The 13,889-nt window shown below is 73.1% G+C and carries 13 protein-coding genes; 6 read left to right on the top strand and 7 right to left on the bottom strand.

Features of this window, described 5'->3' with window-relative positions:
• Positions 1–11: 11 nt before the first annotated feature.
• On the bottom strand, positions 12–1,523 hold the full coding sequence (locus FHS87_RS10115) for a YifB family Mg chelatase-like AAA ATPase (protein ID WP_184517245.1): 1,512 nt from the start codon (positions 1,521–1,523) through the stop codon (positions 12–14).
• Positions 1,520–2,551 (bottom strand): histone deacetylase family protein, encoded by a 1,032-nt coding sequence (locus FHS87_RS23735; protein ID WP_184517242.1) that lies wholly within the window; start codon positions 2,549–2,551, stop codon positions 1,520–1,522. The genes FHS87_RS10115 and FHS87_RS23735 overlap by 4 nt, the downstream gene beginning before the upstream one ends.
• 143 nt (positions 2,552–2,694) lie before the next feature.
• On the opposite strand from FHS87_RS23735, the gene FHS87_RS10105 reads away from it, so the two are divergent.
• The 5 genes from FHS87_RS10105 to FHS87_RS10085 are packed head-to-tail and all read left to right on the top strand — an operon-like array spanning position 2,695 to position 7,577.
• Positions 2,695–3,987 (top strand): ArgE/DapE family deacylase, encoded by a 1,293-nt coding sequence (locus FHS87_RS10105; protein WP_184517239.1) that lies wholly within the window; start codon positions 2,695–2,697, stop codon positions 3,985–3,987.
• Positions 3,984–5,225 carry a Zn-dependent hydrolase gene (locus tag FHS87_RS10100; protein ID WP_184517236.1) on the top strand — a complete coding sequence of 414 codons (1,242 nt, stop codon included), beginning with the start codon at positions 3,984–3,986 and terminating at the stop codon, positions 5,223–5,225. Before FHS87_RS10105 ends, FHS87_RS10100 begins: the two co-directional genes overlap by 4 nt.
• Positions 5,226–5,227: 2 nt before the next feature.
• Positions 5,228–6,751, top strand: coding sequence for a M81 family metallopeptidase (locus FHS87_RS10095; protein ID WP_184517233.1), 1,524 nt, complete (start codon positions 5,228–5,230; stop codon positions 6,749–6,751).
• Positions 6,751–7,143 (top strand): VOC family protein, encoded by a 393-nt coding sequence (locus FHS87_RS10090; RefSeq protein ID WP_184517230.1) that lies wholly within the window; start codon positions 6,751–6,753, stop codon positions 7,141–7,143. Before FHS87_RS10095 ends, FHS87_RS10090 begins: the two co-directional genes overlap by 1 nt.
• Positions 7,140–7,577, top strand: coding sequence for a GNAT family N-acetyltransferase (locus FHS87_RS10085; RefSeq protein ID WP_184517226.1), 438 nt, complete (start codon positions 7,140–7,142; stop codon positions 7,575–7,577). Before FHS87_RS10090 ends, FHS87_RS10085 begins: the two co-directional genes overlap by 4 nt.
• 34 nt (positions 7,578–7,611) lie before the next feature.
• Here FHS87_RS10085 and FHS87_RS10080 read toward each other — a convergent pair whose 3' ends face one another.
• Both FHS87_RS10080 and FHS87_RS10075 read right to left on the bottom strand, forming a co-directional pair.
• Positions 7,612–7,869 carry a hypothetical protein gene (locus FHS87_RS10080; protein WP_184517223.1) on the bottom strand — a complete coding sequence of 86 codons (258 nt, stop codon included), beginning with the start codon at positions 7,867–7,869 and terminating at the stop codon, positions 7,612–7,614.
• A 161-nt stretch (positions 7,870–8,030) separates the two neighbouring features.
• Positions 8,031–10,826, bottom strand: coding sequence for a glycosyltransferase (locus FHS87_RS10075; RefSeq protein ID WP_184517220.1), 2,796 nt, complete (start codon positions 10,824–10,826; stop codon positions 8,031–8,033).
• A 248-nt stretch (positions 10,827–11,074) separates the two neighbouring features.
• Here FHS87_RS10075 and FHS87_RS10070 point away from each other — a divergent pair, with 248 nt between their 5' ends.
• The gene (locus FHS87_RS10070) at positions 11,075–12,379 is read left to right on the top strand and encodes a hemolysin family protein (protein WP_184517216.1); all 1,305 of its coding nucleotides are present in this window, start codon (positions 11,075–11,077) and stop codon (positions 12,377–12,379) included.
• 12 nt (positions 12,380–12,391) lie between these two features.
• On the opposite strand, the gene FHS87_RS10065 is transcribed toward FHS87_RS10070, so the two are convergent.
• From FHS87_RS10065 to FHS87_RS10055, 3 genes are all read right to left on the bottom strand, one after another.
• Positions 12,392–12,820 carry a DoxX family protein gene (locus tag FHS87_RS10065; protein ID WP_184517213.1) on the bottom strand — a complete coding sequence of 143 codons (429 nt, stop codon included), beginning with the start codon at positions 12,818–12,820 and terminating at the stop codon, positions 12,392–12,394.
• 88 nt (positions 12,821–12,908) lie between these two features.
• Positions 12,909–13,406: a xanthine phosphoribosyltransferase gene (gene gpt, locus FHS87_RS10060; RefSeq protein ID WP_184517210.1), complete on the bottom strand. Its 498-nt coding sequence runs from the start codon at positions 13,404–13,406 to the stop codon at positions 12,909–12,911.
• Between the two features lie 15 nt (positions 13,407–13,421).
• Positions 13,422–13,781 carry a tRNA-binding protein gene (locus FHS87_RS10055; protein WP_184517207.1) on the bottom strand — a complete coding sequence of 120 codons (360 nt, stop codon included), beginning with the start codon at positions 13,779–13,781 and terminating at the stop codon, positions 13,422–13,424.
• Between the last annotated feature and the right edge of the window lie 108 nt (positions 13,782–13,889).

The raw sequence follows: 13,889 nt of genomic DNA, 5'->3' as shown, positions 1-13,889 counted from the left end.
CGATCCGGCACTCAGCCCGGCGCCGGCCGCCTGTGCCGGAAGGCGAGCGCCTCGGCCAGATGGGCCCGCTGCACCACCGCCGAGGCGGCGAGATCCGCGATGCTGCGCGCGACGCGGAGCGTGCGGGTGAAGCCCCGGCTGGAAAGGGCCAGGCGCTCGGCCGCGCTCTCGGCGAGGGCCAGCGCCTCCGCGGCGAAGTCCTGCCGCATCGCTTCCACCGGCGCCTCCGCATTGGTCGCGATGCCGAGCCCGGCATAGCGCGCCCGCTGCGCCTCGCGCGCGGCCGCGACGCGGGCCGCGACCGTCGCGCTCGCCTCGCCGGTAGGGGCGCGGGCCAGTTCGCGCGGGGGAATGGGCTGCACCTCGATCGTCAGGTCGATCCGGTCCAGCAGGGGGCCGGAGAGCTTGCCCTGGTAGCCCTCGCCGCATCGTGGCGCCTGCCCGCACTCGCGCGAGGCATCGCCGAGATAGCCGCAGCGGCAGGGATTCATCGCGGCCACGAGCTGCACGCGGGCGGGATAGCTCACATGGGCCGAGGCCCGGGCCACCATCACCCGGCCCGTCTCCAGCGGCTGGCGAAGCGCCTCCAGCGCGGGGCGGGGGAACTCGGGCAGCTCGTCGAGGAACAGCACGCCCCGGTGGGCGAGGCTGATCTCACCCGGCCGCGCGCGCGGCCCGCCGCCGGTCAGCGCCGCCTGGGAGGCGGAGTGGTGCGGGTCCCGGAAGGGCGGCCGCGCGCTGATCCGCCCGCCTTCCAGCCCGCCCGCGACGGAGCGGACGAGGCTCACCTCCAGCGCCTCCATTGGCGAGAGGTCGGGCAGGAGGCTGGGCAGGCGCGCGGCGAGCATCGACTTGCCCGAGCCGGGAGGGCCGATCATCAGGAGGTGGTGCGATCCGGCTGCCGCCACTTCCAGCGCGCGCTTGGCGCTCTCCTGCCCCCTGACCTCGGAGAGGCAGGGGCCGCGCGCCTCGCCGGCCAGCGGCGCGGCGGGGAGGGGAGGCGAGAGGAGCTGCCGCCCCTGGAAATGGGCGATGAGGGCGCGGAGGTCCGGCGCCGCCACGGCCTCGGTCGCGCCCGCCCAGCAGGCCTCGGCCCCCTGCGCCGCCGGGCAGACGAGGCCGAGCTCCCGCTCCGCGCAGGCGAGCGCCGCGGGCAGCACACCGGCGACGGGCTGGATCGTGCCGTCCAGCGCCAGCTCGCCCATGGCCGCGAAATGGGCCAGTTCGTCCGCCGGGATCACCCCCATGGCCGCGAGGAGGCCGAGGGCGATGGGCAGGTCGAAATGGCTGCCCTCCTTCGGCAGGTCGGCCGGGGCGAGGTTCACCAGCACGCGCTTGGGCGGCAGGGAGAGGCCGAGGCCGGAGAGGACGGCGCGCACCCTCTCCCGGCTCTCCCCCACAGCCTTGTTCGGCAGGCCGACCAGGGTGAAGGCGGGCAGCCCGGCCGAGAGCTGGACCTGCACCTCGACCGGCACCGCCTCGACGCCCTGGAAGGAGAAGGTGGTGACCCGGGCGAGGCTCACCCCCGCCAAGCTCCGAGGAAGCGGGCGAGAAGGGTGCCGATGACCTCCGTGTTGTAGCCGCCCTCCTGGATGATGGCGGAGGGCAGCCCGAGGGCGGCGATGGCGGCGCCGGCGCGGGCGAAGCCCTCCTCCGTCACGCGGAGCGCGGCGAGCGGCTCGTGCTCCGAAGCATCGAAGCCGAGGGAGACGACGAGCGCCTCGGCCCCGAAGGCGCGGATGCGCGCGATCCCCGCGGCCACCGCCTCCAGCCAGGCCTCGTCGGCCGTGCCCATGGGCTGGGGAAGGTTGAGGTTGAAGCCCGCCCCGTCCCCCGCGCCGGTCTCGGCGGCGTGGCCCACGAACCAGGGGTAGTAGGCATCGGGATCGGCGTGGATGGAGACGGTCAGCACGTCCGGCCGCGTCCAGAAGACGCCCTGCGTGCCGTTGCCGTGATGGCTGTCGATGTCGAGCACCGCCACCCTGCCGGCGCCGGCCTCGCGCAGCGCCTGGGCGGCGAGCGCGGCGTTGTTGATGTAGCAATGCCCCCCGGCACGGGCGGCATAGGCGTGGTGCCCGGGCGGGCGGCAGAGGGCATAGGCCACCCCGCCGCGCGCCGCGACCTCCGCGGCGGCCAGGGCGCAGCCGGCGGCGGCCCGCGCTGCCTCGTAGGTGCCGGGGCCGACGGGGCAGGCCGTGTCGGCCGTGTACCAGCCCGCCTTGCCGACCGCCCTGGTCGAGGGCCGGGCGCCCTGGGCGATCATCTCCGGCGAGGGATGGATGTTGGACACCACCTCCCCCCCTGAGCCGGGAAGGGCGGCCCATTCGGCATGGGCGTCCCGGAGCCAGTCGAGGTAATCGGGGGCGTGCACGCTCTCCAGCGCCGCCCGGTCGGGCAGGGCTGAGGTTTCCGGCGCGATGCCGAGCGCGCGCAGGCCCTCGCGCAGCGCGGCGGCCCGGGCGGGCACCTCGAAATTCGGGCGCAGCACCCCGCGCATAAGGAAGAAGCCCGGCGCGTGGGCCGATTCCAGCGGATGGTCGAAGGCCTGCATGGGCGGACCCTATGGGCGGGCCGGGGGCTTGTCCACGCGCCTCGACAGATGACCCATCGACGCCTCGACAGGTGACCATTCCGCGCCTCGACAGGCGACGCGGAAGGCGTAGCCTGCGCGCCACGCAGCCCCCAGGAGACCGCATGATCCCTCTCGACCCCGGTGCCCGCCGCGCCATCCTCGACGCCGTCACGGCCCTGGAGGGGGAGGCGGTCGAGCGGCTGGCCGCCCTGGTGCGCTGCGAGTCGACGCTGGGGAAGGAGGCGGGCGCGCTGGACCTCATGGCCGCCAACTTCGAATCCCTTGGCCTCGCCCCGCGCCGCATCCCGACGGATCCCGAGGCGCTGCGCGACCATCCCGGCTTCTCGCCCCCGCTCATCTCCTATGCCGGGCGGGACAACGTCGCCGCCGTGCACACCCCGCGCGAGGGGCGCGGGCGCAGCCTTGCCCTCCAAGGCCATGTGGACGTGGTGCCGGAAGGGGCGGCCGATCTCTGGATCACCCCGCCCTACGAGCCCTCGGTGCGGGACGGCCGCATGTACGGGCGCGGCGCGGGGGACATGAAGGCGGGGATCGTCTCCTACCTCACCGCCTTCCAGGCGCTGCGGCTGGCCGGGCTGCAGCCGGCCGCGACCGTGCAGATGCAGGCAGTGATCGAGGAGGAGTGCAGCGGCAACGGTGCGCTCGCCACCATGCTCGCCCTGCCGAGGACGGATGCGGTCGTCATCCCCGAGCCCGGACCGGGCATGGCCGCCATGTACTCCGCCGAGGTCGGCGTGGTCTGGGCCTGGGTCACCGTCACGGGCCGCCCGACCCATGTGCGGGACATGCATGCCGGCATCAACGCCATTGAGGCGGCTATGCACATCGCCGGCCGCTTCAAGGACTACGAGAACGAGCGCAACCGCGCGGAGAACATCCACGCGGCCTTCCGCGGCGTGAACCACCCCGTGAACGTCAATCTCGGCACGGTCGAGGGCGGCGAGTGGAACTCCTCCGTCCCGACGCGCGCCCGGATCGGGCTGCGCGTGGGGGTGATGCTCGGCTACAGCGCGGCCCGGACCCGCGCCGACATCGAGCGCATCGTGGCCGAGGCCGCCGCCGATCCCGCGCTGCGCGGGACGCAGGTGAGGGTCGAGTTCAAGGGCTTCATGGCCGACCCCTGCGCCTTCGACATGGAGAGCGAGATCTGCCGCCTCGCCCGCCGCAGCTATGCCGAGGTCTCGAGCGGCGAGCTGCGCGACTATCCCGCGACGGGGCTGACGGACGGCCGCTTCTTCACCCTCTACCAGGACACGCCCGTCGCCTGCTTCGGCCCGGACGCGCAGGAGATCCACGGCATCGACGAGAGCGTGGGCCTACAATCCATGCACGACATCACGCGCAGCATCGCGCTGCTGATGGCGGAGTGGTGCGGGGTGGAGCGCGCGGCGTGAGCAACCTTCCCCTCTCCGGCGCGCGGCTCTGGGACTCGCTGATGGAGATGGCGCGGATCGGCGCCACGACGCGCGGCGGCTGCAACCGGCAGGCCCTCACCGCGCTCGACGGCGATGGCCGCGCGCTGCTCGCGCGCTGGGGCGCGGAGGCCGGGCTTCAGCTCACGACCGACCGCCTGGGCAACATGGCGCTGCTGCGGCCCGGGCGCGACCCTGTGCGCAGGCCTGTCGCGATCGGCAGCCATCTCGACACCCAGCCCACGGGCGGCAAGTTCGACGGCGTGCTCGGCGTGCTCGCCGGGCTGGAGGTGATGCGCGCGCTGCACGAATCCGGCACGGAGACCGAGGCGCCCGTCATGCTCATCAACTGGACGAACGAGGAGGGCGCGCGCTTCTCCCCGCCCATGATGGGCAGCGGCGCCGCCATGGGCGCCTTCACCGAGGCTGAGGTGCTCGGCGCGCGCGACCCCGAGGGCATCGGCTTCGGCGAGGCGCTGGAGTCGATCGGCTGGAAGGGGGAGGGCGACCCGGCGGCGTTGCGCGACCTCGAAGCCTATTTCGAGCTGCATATCGAGCAGGGGCCGATCCTGGAGCGCGAGGGGGTGGATGTCGGCATCGTCACCCACGCCCTCGCGCAGCAATGGTTCGACGTGACGGTGACGGGCGTGGAATCCCATGCCGGCGGCGCCATGGCGCACCGTCGGGACGCGCTGGTCGCGGCTTCCCTCCTCGTCGCGTCGCTGGAAGGGATCGCGCTGCGATCCGGCGGCGACGGGCGCGCGACCGTCGGGCGCATCGCGGTGGAGCCCTCCAGCCGCAACGTCGTCCCCGCCGTCGCGCGCTTCAGCGTGGATCTCCGCCACGGCGACGAGGCCGCGCTGGACGCCATGGCGGCCGCGCTGCGGGACCGCGCGGCGGCGCTGGCGGCGGAGCGCGGCGTCACCATCGAGGTCACGCCCTTCTGGGCCTTCCCCCAGACGGGCTTCGACCCCGTGCTGGCCGGGCGCCTCCGCGAGGCCGCGCGGGCCCGCGGCATCAGCTTCCGCGACATGCCGACGGGCATCGGGCACGACGCCGTCTATGTCGCGCGACAGGTGCCGAGCGTGATGCTCTTCAGCCCCTGCCATGGCGGGATCAGCCACAACGAGGCGGAGAGCATCACCCCGGAATGGGCGGAGGCGGCGCTGCTCGTCCTCGCCGATGCGGTGCTCGCCACCGCCGGGATAGGGAGGGACTAGCCATGCGCATCGCCATCGGCGGCTTCCTGCACGAGAGCCATTCCTTCGCCCCCGTGCCCACGGGCTGGGCGGACTTCGCCGAGCCCGGCGGATGGCCCGTGCCGCAGCGCCCGGCCGGGCTGCTGGAGGGGCTGCGCCACACCGGCGTCCCCGCGGCCGGCGCCATCGACGCGGCGGAACGGAGCGGGCTGCGGATCGCGCCCCTCTCCTGGGCCTTCGCCAACCCGGCGGGCCCCGTGACGGCCGAGGCCTTCGAGCGCGTGGCCGCCTGGATCGTTTCCGACCTCTCCGCCGCCATGGCAGAGGCGCCGCTGGACGGCATCTACCTGGACCTGCACGGCGCCATGCTCGCCGACGAGTTCCCGGATGCCGAGGGCGAGCTGCTGCGCCGGGTGCGGGCGGTGGCCGGGCCGGACATTCCCATCGCCTGCAGCCTCGATCCCCACTGCAACCTCACGGCGGCGATGGTGGAGCGCTCCGACGCGCTCTCCCCCTTCCGCACCTACCCGCATGTTGACATGAAGCAGGCCGGGGCGCGCGCCCTGCGGCTGCTGGTCGAGCGCCTGCGCCGCGGCAAGCCCTTCGCCCGCGCCTACCGCCAGGCCGATTTCTGGCTGCCCATCACCAGCCAGTGCACGCTGGTGCCGCCGATGAGCGAGGTTTTCGCCGAGCGCGAGCGCATCGCCACCCGGCACGGCGTGGCGGAGTTGGCCTTCTGCTTCGGCTTTCCCTACGCCGACTTCCCTGGCTGCGGCATGGCGGTGGCCGCCTATGCCACGGATCAGCCGGCGGCCGATGCGGCGGCGGACGAGTTCATCGCCCTGCTGCACCGGCGCGAGCGCGACTTCGCCGGCGAGATCCTGCCCGCCGGCCGCGCGGTCGCCGAGGCCATGCGGAGCGCCGGCCCGCGCCCCGTGGTGCTGGCCGACACGCAGGACAATCCCGGCGGCGGCGGCCATGGCGACACGACGGGGCTGCTGGCCGAGCTCGTGCGCCAGGGCGCGCGCCACGCCGTGCTCGGCTCGATCAACGATGCCGAGAGCGCGGCCGCCTGCCACAGGGCCGGGGAGGGGGCGCCGCTCTCCCTCCGCCTTGGCGGCCGCAGCGACGGCGTGCCGCTGGAGGCCACCGCGCGCGTGCTGCGCCTCTCCAACGGGCGCTTCACCTGCACGGGCGCCATGGCCGGCGGCAACCCGGCCGATCTCGGCCCCTCCGCCCTGGTCGCGATCGGGGGCGTGAAGGTAATCGTGACGAGCCGGAAGATGCAGGCCTACGACCTCGCCCTGTTCCGGCATATCGGCGTGGAGCCGACGGAGGAGCGGATCGTGGCCGTGAAGTCCTCCGTGCATTTCCGCGCCGATTTCGGCCCGATCGCGGAGCAGGTGCTGGTGGTGGCGGCGCCGGGGCCGGTGGTCGCGGACCCCGCCACGCTGCCCTTCCGCAACCTGCGCCCGGGCCTGCGCCTTCGCCCCGGGACGAACCAGGCCTTCGCCCCCGGCGAGAGGCCCAGCAGCGGAGGGGAGTGATGTTCAGCCATGTGATGGTCGGCACGAGGGATGTGGACGCGGCGGCGCGGTTCTACGACGCGCTGCTGCTGCCGCTCGGGCTGGAACGGGGGCCGGATTCCGTCGCCGGGCCGCGGGGCATCTGCTACCGCCAGCCCGGCACCACCCACCCGACCTTCGACGTGCAGGAACCCTTCGACGGCGGCGCGCCGAGCCCGGGCAATGGCTGCATGGTCGCCTTCTTCGCGCCGAGCCGTGCCGCGGTGGACGCGGCCCATGCCGCGGCCCTCGCCCTCGGCGCGGGGGATGAGGGAGCGCCCGGCCTGCGGGAGCGCTACGCGCCCGACTACTACGGCGCCTATCTGCGCGACCCCGAGGGCAACAAGCTCCACATCGTCCATCGCGGCGGATGACCTGGCGGGTCGAGCGCGCCACCGCCCTCCCGCCCGGCTTCCCCGCGCTGCGGGAGACGGCGCTGGTCGAGGGCTGGCGCATGCTGCGCGTGCTGGAGGAGGATTGGGAGAGCAACGTCCTCCGCTTCGACCTTCCGGGAGAGGCGCTGCTCGCCGGCTGGGAGGAGGGTGAGCTGGCAGGGATCGCCTGGCTCAGCCGCGATCCCTATGCCGAGCAGCCCGGCATCGCGCGGCTGCGGCGGCTCTACGTCGCGCCCCGGTATCGCGGGCGGGGCCTCGGCCGCGCCCTGGTGGAGGCGGCGGCCGGGGTGGCGACGGAATTCGGATATCGCCTGATCCGGGTTCGCTCCCCGGCGGCGGCGCGAAGCTTCTACGAGGCCTGCGGCTTCCTGCCGGCAGTGGTGCGCTCGGCCACGCATATCCGCCCTCTCTGAGCGGGGCGGTCGCGACTCGCTCTGAGCGAGGCGGTCACATCCGGGCGGCGGTTTCCTGCAGCTTGCGGACGGCCTCGCGCGCGGCATCGACCTCGCGGCCCGTGGCGAAAACCTGGCGCTGCCATCCGTGCACGCTGGCCTGCAGGCGGGAGGTGCTGTCCCGCAGCTCGTAGAGGCTCTCGCGGAAGGCGGCCACGGCCTCGCGCTGCTCGTCCTGCGCGATGGTCAGCAGGCGCAGCGCGGCCTGGAGGCGGTCCTGCGGGTCGCGGGTGAGAGGAAGGATCTCGGCCATGTGCTCTGCTCCGGCAAAAGGTAAGCATTTGCTTAACGCCGGCCGGGCATCTCGCACATCGTCAAACTGCGTTAACGAATTTCAACTCTTTTGCGCCGGGCGGAAATGGAAACGGCCCGCGGGATCGCTCCCGCGGGCCGCCCGTTGCCGGCGTTGCCGGGTCAGTTGACCTCGCTCGCCACCGCCTGCCCCGCCGAGGAGGTCGCCGGCAACGCGCCCGGCAGCGCCATCGCCTTGCGGGCCGGCACCGCGGCGATCAGCGCCATCGACACCGCCGCGAGATAGGGCACGGACTGCACGAGGAGGATGACGGTCCAGAGGATCGCCTCCCAGGTGCCGCCGCGATGCGCGACGGTGATGCCGGCGGCGGCGAGCCAGAGCAGGAGCATCATCATCCCCTCCTGCCGCGCCGTCATCAGCCCCTGCACGAGGGCCGGCGCGTTCTCCATCTTCGGCGTGCGGGCGAAATGGGCCCGCCGCTTGAAGAAGCCCTGCCACACCGCCTTGCCGATGGTGTGCGTCAGCGCGAGGCCGCCGAGCGCGGCGCCGATCCGGTCCCACGGGCCGCAGGCGACGCGGGCGCGGTAGAGCAGCCAGATCTGCGCGAGCTTGAAGGCGAAGAGGCCAAGGCTCGGGATCATGAAGAGCGTGATCGGGAACTCGTCCGACAGCCCGACCGAGACGAGGGCGGTGCGCAGCCCCTCCGTCGCGATATGAAGCCCGAACAGGTCCACCGTGGGATAGAGCCGTGTCAGCGGGATGAGCGTCAGGCCCAGCGACCAGACGAGGCCGCCGACCACGAAGGCGAGGCCGAGCGCGTCGCCCATCCAGGGCATCCAGCCCATGACGAAGTGGAAACGCTGGCCCTGGGTGAGGCTGCGGTCGAAGGGGTTGAGCAGCGCGCGCCAGTGGTGCTTCACGATCTGCACCGCGCCGAAGGCCCAACGGTGGCGCTGCTTGCGATAGGCGGAGAAGTCGTCGGGCATCACGCCGCGGCCCATGGAGTCCGGCACGTAGACCGCCTCCCAGCCCTGGCGCATGAGCTTCAGCCCGAGCTCGCTGTCCTCGCAGATGCACCACTCCGCCCAGCCGCCGGCGCCTTCCAGCGCCGACTTGCGGATCAGCGTCATCGTGCCGTGCTGGATGATGGCGTTGCGCTCGTTGCGCGTGACCATCCCGGCCTTGAAGAAGCCCGCGTACTCCCAGAACATCAGCCGCTTGAAGAGGCCGCCATTGCCGTCCCGGTAGTCCTGGGGCGACTGGGTGAAGCCCACCTCGGGGCGGTCGAAGAAGGGCGCCATGCGGCGCAGCCAGTCCGGGCGCACGAGGTAGTCGCTGTCGATCACGCCGACCACCTCGGCGTCGGGCGCGGTTTCGCGGAGGGCGAAGTTCAGCGCGCCGCCCTTGAAGCCGGGCCAGCGGCCGAGATGGAAGAAGCGGAACCGGGCACCCAGCCGCGCGCAGTGCTCGGCCACGGGCTCCCACAGCGCGGGGTCGGTGGTGTTGTTGTCCACCACCAGCACCTCGAACTCGGGGTAGTCCAGCTCGGCGAGGGCATCGAGCGTCTCGCGCACCATCTGCGGGGGCTCGTTGCAGATGGGCAGGTGGATGGAGACCTTGGGCAGCCGCGCGCCGGCGGGCGCCGGCAGGGCGGGCCAGCGGCGCTTGCTGACGCGGCCGAAGAGCGTCTCGGCCAGCTCGAAGCCGTCCGAGAGGAGCAGGGCGAGGAGCAGCGCCTGCCCCGCCACCAGCAGCGACCAGACGACGCCCGCCGTGTTGGACATATAGGTCTCGCTCATCGCGAGCAGCACGCCCGTGCCCAGCGCCACGAAGCCCTGGGACAGGGTGGCGAGCATCAGCTTGCCGGGCCAGCGGATGTCGGGGCGGCGGGAGAGGAAGAAGAAGCTCGCGAGCGAGGCGAAGAGGCTCGCGCCCAGCGCCCAGGAGAGCCAGGCCGGCGTCTCCTGCACGGGGCCGGTGAGCGACCACTTGGGCTGGCGGTCGAGGTCGTACATGCCCCAGTGGCCGGCTGCGCGGCCCTCGAAGGAGGTCTTCCACGGCTGGTCGAAGGCCTCCATCACGAAGTATTCGAGGCCGCGCTGCTCGGCGATGTTGAAGAAGCTGCGCATGAACAGCGCCTGGTTCACGCGGCTGGCGCGGGCGGCGCCCTGCGCCACGCCGTCGGACGGCCAGCCCACCTCGCCGATCACGATCCGCTTGCCGGGGAAGCGCGCCTGCACGGCGTCGTACTTCTCCATGATGAAGCGCAGCGCGTCGTCGATCGGCAGGCCCTCCCAGTAGGGGAGGAGGTGGATGGTGATGTAGTCAACCGCCCGGCCGAGCTCGGGATGGTCCATCCAGACGTGCCAGGGCTCGGCGGTGGAGACGGGCTGGCGCACCTGGCGGCGCACCTGCTCGATGTAGCCGACCATCTGCGCGGGGGTCACGTCGCCGCGCAGCACGGCCTCGTTGCCCACCAGCACGCGCTCGACGTTCCGGCTCTCGCGCGCGACCTGGACGAGGCGGCGGATCTCGGCCGCGTTCCGGTCCAGCCGCCGGTCCAGCCAGGAGCCGAGCGTCACCTTCAGGTCGAGTCCCGTGTTCCAGGCGATCTCGGGGATGCGCTCGATCCCGCCATGGGCCGCATAGGTGCGGATGTGGCGCGTGATGGGCGCGATCCGGCGAAGGTCGCCCTCGATCTGCTCGGGGGTGGGCCAGTCATTCCCCTCGGCGCTCTGCCCACGCTGATAGGGGGCGAAGGCGAGGCCGTTCACCTGGCCGCGGAAGTCCGGCACCGGCGCGGGGCGGTTGAGCGCCCACCAGGCGCCCAGATGGGTCAGGGCGACGAGGGCGAGCACCGCCAGCGTCGTGCCCTGGCGGGCAAACACGCCGCGGCGAACGGGGGTGGAGAGGGTCTCCGGGTTGCGGGAGGGGCGCGGTGCGGCGTGCGCGTTCATCGCGTGAAGGGCTCCGGCGCAAGGCTCCCACCCGCCGTCCGGCCGATCCGGTCCGGCATGCTGGGCGCCCTCTGCGCTCACCCTCATCAGTACCCCTGGCTGAGGCGCGCTTCCGGCCCAATCTGGGCAAGATTGCGGCGCAGCATGGAACGACCCCTCCTCGCGGCTTCGGCCCTGGCCGCCCCGGCGCTATGCTGCGCCTCCCCCATGGGCCCGAGGGCCCGGCGAGAAGGAACCCCGCCCCGACCATGTCCGTGCTCCTGGAGATCGGCATCCTCATCCTGCTGGTGCTGCTGAACGGCGTCTTCGCCATGAGCGAACTGGCGATCGTCTCCTCCCGCCGGGCGAGGCTCACGGCGCTGGAGCGCGGCGGCTCGGTCGGGGCGAGGGCGGCGCTTGCCCTGGCCGACGACCCCCAGCGCTTCCTGCCCACCGTGCAGGTCGGCATCACCCTCGTCGGGGTGGTGGCCGGAACCTTCGGCGGCGCGCGGCTCTCGGCCACCCTCGGCCCGGTGCTCGATTCGATCCCCGGCGTCGCGCCCTACGGCACAGAGGCGGCGCTCTTCGTCGTCGTCGTGCTCATCACCTATCTCTCCCTCATCCTGGGGGAGCTGGTGCCTAAGCAGCTCGCCCTGCGCGACCCGGAGCGCCTGGCGACCCTCGTGGCCCGGCCGATGCTCGCCCTCTCGCGCATCTCCGCCCCGGTGGTCTGGCTCCTCTCCAGCTCCTCGGCCCTGGTGCTGCGCCTCCTCGGGGCGAACACGACGGTCGAGCAGTCCGTGACGGAAGAGGAGGTCAAGGCGGTGGTGGCGGAAGGCGCCGAGGCCGGGGCGCTGGAGACGGAGGAGCGGCACATGATCGAGCGCGTGCTCCGCCTCGCCGACAAGCCTGTCCGCGCGCTGATGACGCCGCGGACAGAGATCGCCTGGCTCGACCGCAACGCGACGCCGGACGAGGTGGCCGAGAAGCTGCGGGGGGAGACGGTCAACCGCTTCATCGTGGCCGATGGCCGGGTGGACAACGTGGTCGGCGTGGCCGCGGCGAAGGACCTGCTGGACCAGGTGCTCTCGGGCCAGCCCATGTCGGTGGCCGGCGTGCTGCGCCGGCCCATGGTCCTGCCCGACAACCTCTCCGCCCTCGACGCGCTGGAGCGGATCCGCCAGGACCCGCTCGGCCTCGCCCTGGTGATGGACGAGTACGGCTCCTTCGAGGGGGTGGTCACCGCCTCCGACCTGCTGGAGGCGATCGTGGGCGAGCTCGGCGCCCCCGCCGTGCCGGCGGAGAGCGGCCCGGCGGTGGAGCGGCACGACGGCAGCCTGCTGCTGGACGGCATGATGCCGAGCGACGAGCTGCGCGCGAGGCTGGACCTGCCCGTCCTGCCGCAGCCCGGCAGCTATCACACGGTCGCCGGGCTGATGCTCGCCCTGCTGCGGCGCGTGCCGAAGGAGGGCGACCGGATCGTCTTCGGCGGCTGGCGCTTCGAGATCATCGACATGGACGGGCGGCGCGTGGACAAGGTTCTCGCCGCGAAGGACGAGACCGTTCCCGTCTGACGGCCCCGCCCCTCAGCGGCGCGGAGGGGCGAGCCGCGCGAGTTGCGCCTGAATCGCCGCGAGGGCGAGGCCGCCACACATGCCGACATGCTCGACGGCGGTGTGGAAAGCCTTGATTCCCTCCGGCCCCTGCAAGGCCCAGAAGGTGTGGACGAGGGGGATGGTGAGCAGCGTGAACACCCCCAGCGCCCCGGCCCCGAGCCAGGCATGCCGCCCGTGGATCACCAGGGCCGAGCCGATGAGCTGGGTGAGGATCACCGCGACCGCGAAGGGCGCCGTGGGGTGGAGGCCGAACATCCCCATCTCCGCCCGGGCGCCCGCGAAGTCGATCAGCTTCGCCAGGCCGCTCGCCCAGTAGGGGAAGGTGAGGACGACGCGCATCAGGAGGCCGAAGGCACGGCTCTCCAGGATCGCGGCGATCGGGCGCGGCGCGCTGGGCATGGCCTGGTTCCTTCCCGGATCGAGTCGGGAAGGAATACTGGCCGCGCTGGGCGGCCCGGCGCCAGCGCCGCGTGCCAGGCCGCGCCGCTTAAACCGCGCCGCTGGCCGCCGTGCGGGCGATCGGGGCGACGAACTGGGGCTCGGTGTCCCAGGGGAAGAGGATCCAGGTGTCCTGGCTCACCTCGGTGATGAAGCTGTCCACCAGCGGGCGGCCGGCCGGCTTGGCGTAGATGGTCGCGAAATGCGCGCCTGGCAGCATGGCGCGGACCACACGGGCCGTGGTGCCGGTATCCACGAGGTCGTCCAGGACGAGCCAGCCCGTGCCGTCTCCCGCCGCGTCCGGCGACTTGGCCACGCGCGGCTCGCCCTTCTTCTCCTCGTCATAGGTGATGACGGAGACGCTCTCGATCAGGCGGCAGTCCAGCTCGCGCGCCACGATGGCGGCGGGGATCAGCCCGCCGCGGGTGATCGCGACGATGCCCTTGAAGCCGCCCCCGATCGGTCCCTTGCCGACGAGGCGCCAGGCGAGCGCCTTGGCATCCCGGTGAAGCTGGTCCCAGGTGACGGTGTAGTAGCGCGGCTGCATGGGGTGGCGATCCTGTCAGAACATCCGGGCGCCGTTGGGGACGGCGCGTTCGGGGCGGAGGAGCACCACGGCACCCGATTCGTCGGGCACGCCGAGCACGAGCACCTCGCTCGGGAAGCCGGCGATCCGGCGGGGGGCGAAGTTCACCACCCCCATCACCTGCGTCCCCACCAGCGTCTCGGGCGCGTAGTGAACCGTGACCTGGGCGGAGGAGCGGCGGATGCCGATCCCCTCGCCGAAATCGACCGTGAGCTTCAGCGAGGGCTTCCGCGCCTCGGGGAAGGGCTCGGCCGCGATGACCGTGCCGGCCCGGATGTCGATCCGGTCGAACTCGGCGATCGTCGCGGGCGGGGCGGGTTCCGTCGGGCTCTCCATCCCGGGGAGGTAGCCGAAGCCGCCGGGGCTTGGAAGGGCCGGGCTTCGGAGGGCGGGGCCGGCCGCGGCCTGGCCGGTGGTCCCGGCGGCCCGGGCGCGCTAGCCTCT

Source organism: Muricoccus pecuniae (genome assembly GCF_014199205.1).
GTDB classification, from domain to species: Bacteria; Pseudomonadota; Alphaproteobacteria; order Acetobacterales; family Acetobacteraceae; genus Roseomonas; species Roseomonas pecuniae.
Note: the sequence above shows the minus strand (reverse complement) of the source record. Positions and strands in the feature narration are given on the sequence as shown.

Excerpts from the sequence above, each read along its gene's own strand:
- FHS87_RS23735 (WP_184517242.1), bottom strand. The coding sequence starts at position 2,551 with ATGCAGGCCTTCGACCATCCGCTGGAATCGGCCCACGCGCCGGGCTTC.
- FHS87_RS10105 (WP_184517239.1), top strand. The coding sequence starts at position 2,695 with ATGATCCCTCTCGACCCCGGTGCCCGCCGCGCCATCCTCGACGCCGTC.
- FHS87_RS10095 (WP_184517233.1), top strand. The coding sequence starts at position 5,228 with ATGCGCATCGCCATCGGCGGCTTCCTGCACGAGAGCCATTCCTTCGCC.
- FHS87_RS10090 (WP_184517230.1), top strand. The coding sequence starts at position 6,751 with ATGTTCAGCCATGTGATGGTCGGCACGAGGGATGTGGACGCGGCGGCG.
- FHS87_RS10085 (WP_184517226.1), top strand. The coding sequence starts at position 7,140 with ATGACCTGGCGGGTCGAGCGCGCCACCGCCCTCCCGCCCGGCTTCCCC.
- FHS87_RS10080 (WP_184517223.1), bottom strand. The coding sequence starts at position 7,869 with ATGGCCGAGATCCTTCCTCTCACCCGCGACCCGCAGGACCGCCTCCAG.
- FHS87_RS10075 (WP_184517220.1), bottom strand. The coding sequence starts at position 10,826 with ATGAACGCGCACGCCGCACCGCGCCCCTCCCGCAACCCGGAGACCCTC.
- FHS87_RS10070 (WP_184517216.1), top strand. The coding sequence starts at position 11,075 with ATGTCCGTGCTCCTGGAGATCGGCATCCTCATCCTGCTGGTGCTGCTG.
- FHS87_RS10065 (WP_184517213.1), bottom strand. The coding sequence starts at position 12,820 with ATGCCCAGCGCGCCGCGCCCGATCGCCGCGATCCTGGAGAGCCGTGCC.
- gpt (WP_184517210.1), bottom strand. The coding sequence starts at position 13,406 with ATGCAGCCGCGCTACTACACCGTCACCTGGGACCAGCTTCACCGGGAT.
- FHS87_RS10055 (WP_184517207.1), bottom strand. The coding sequence starts at position 13,781 with ATGGAGAGCCCGACGGAACCCGCCCCGCCCGCGACGATCGCCGAGTTC.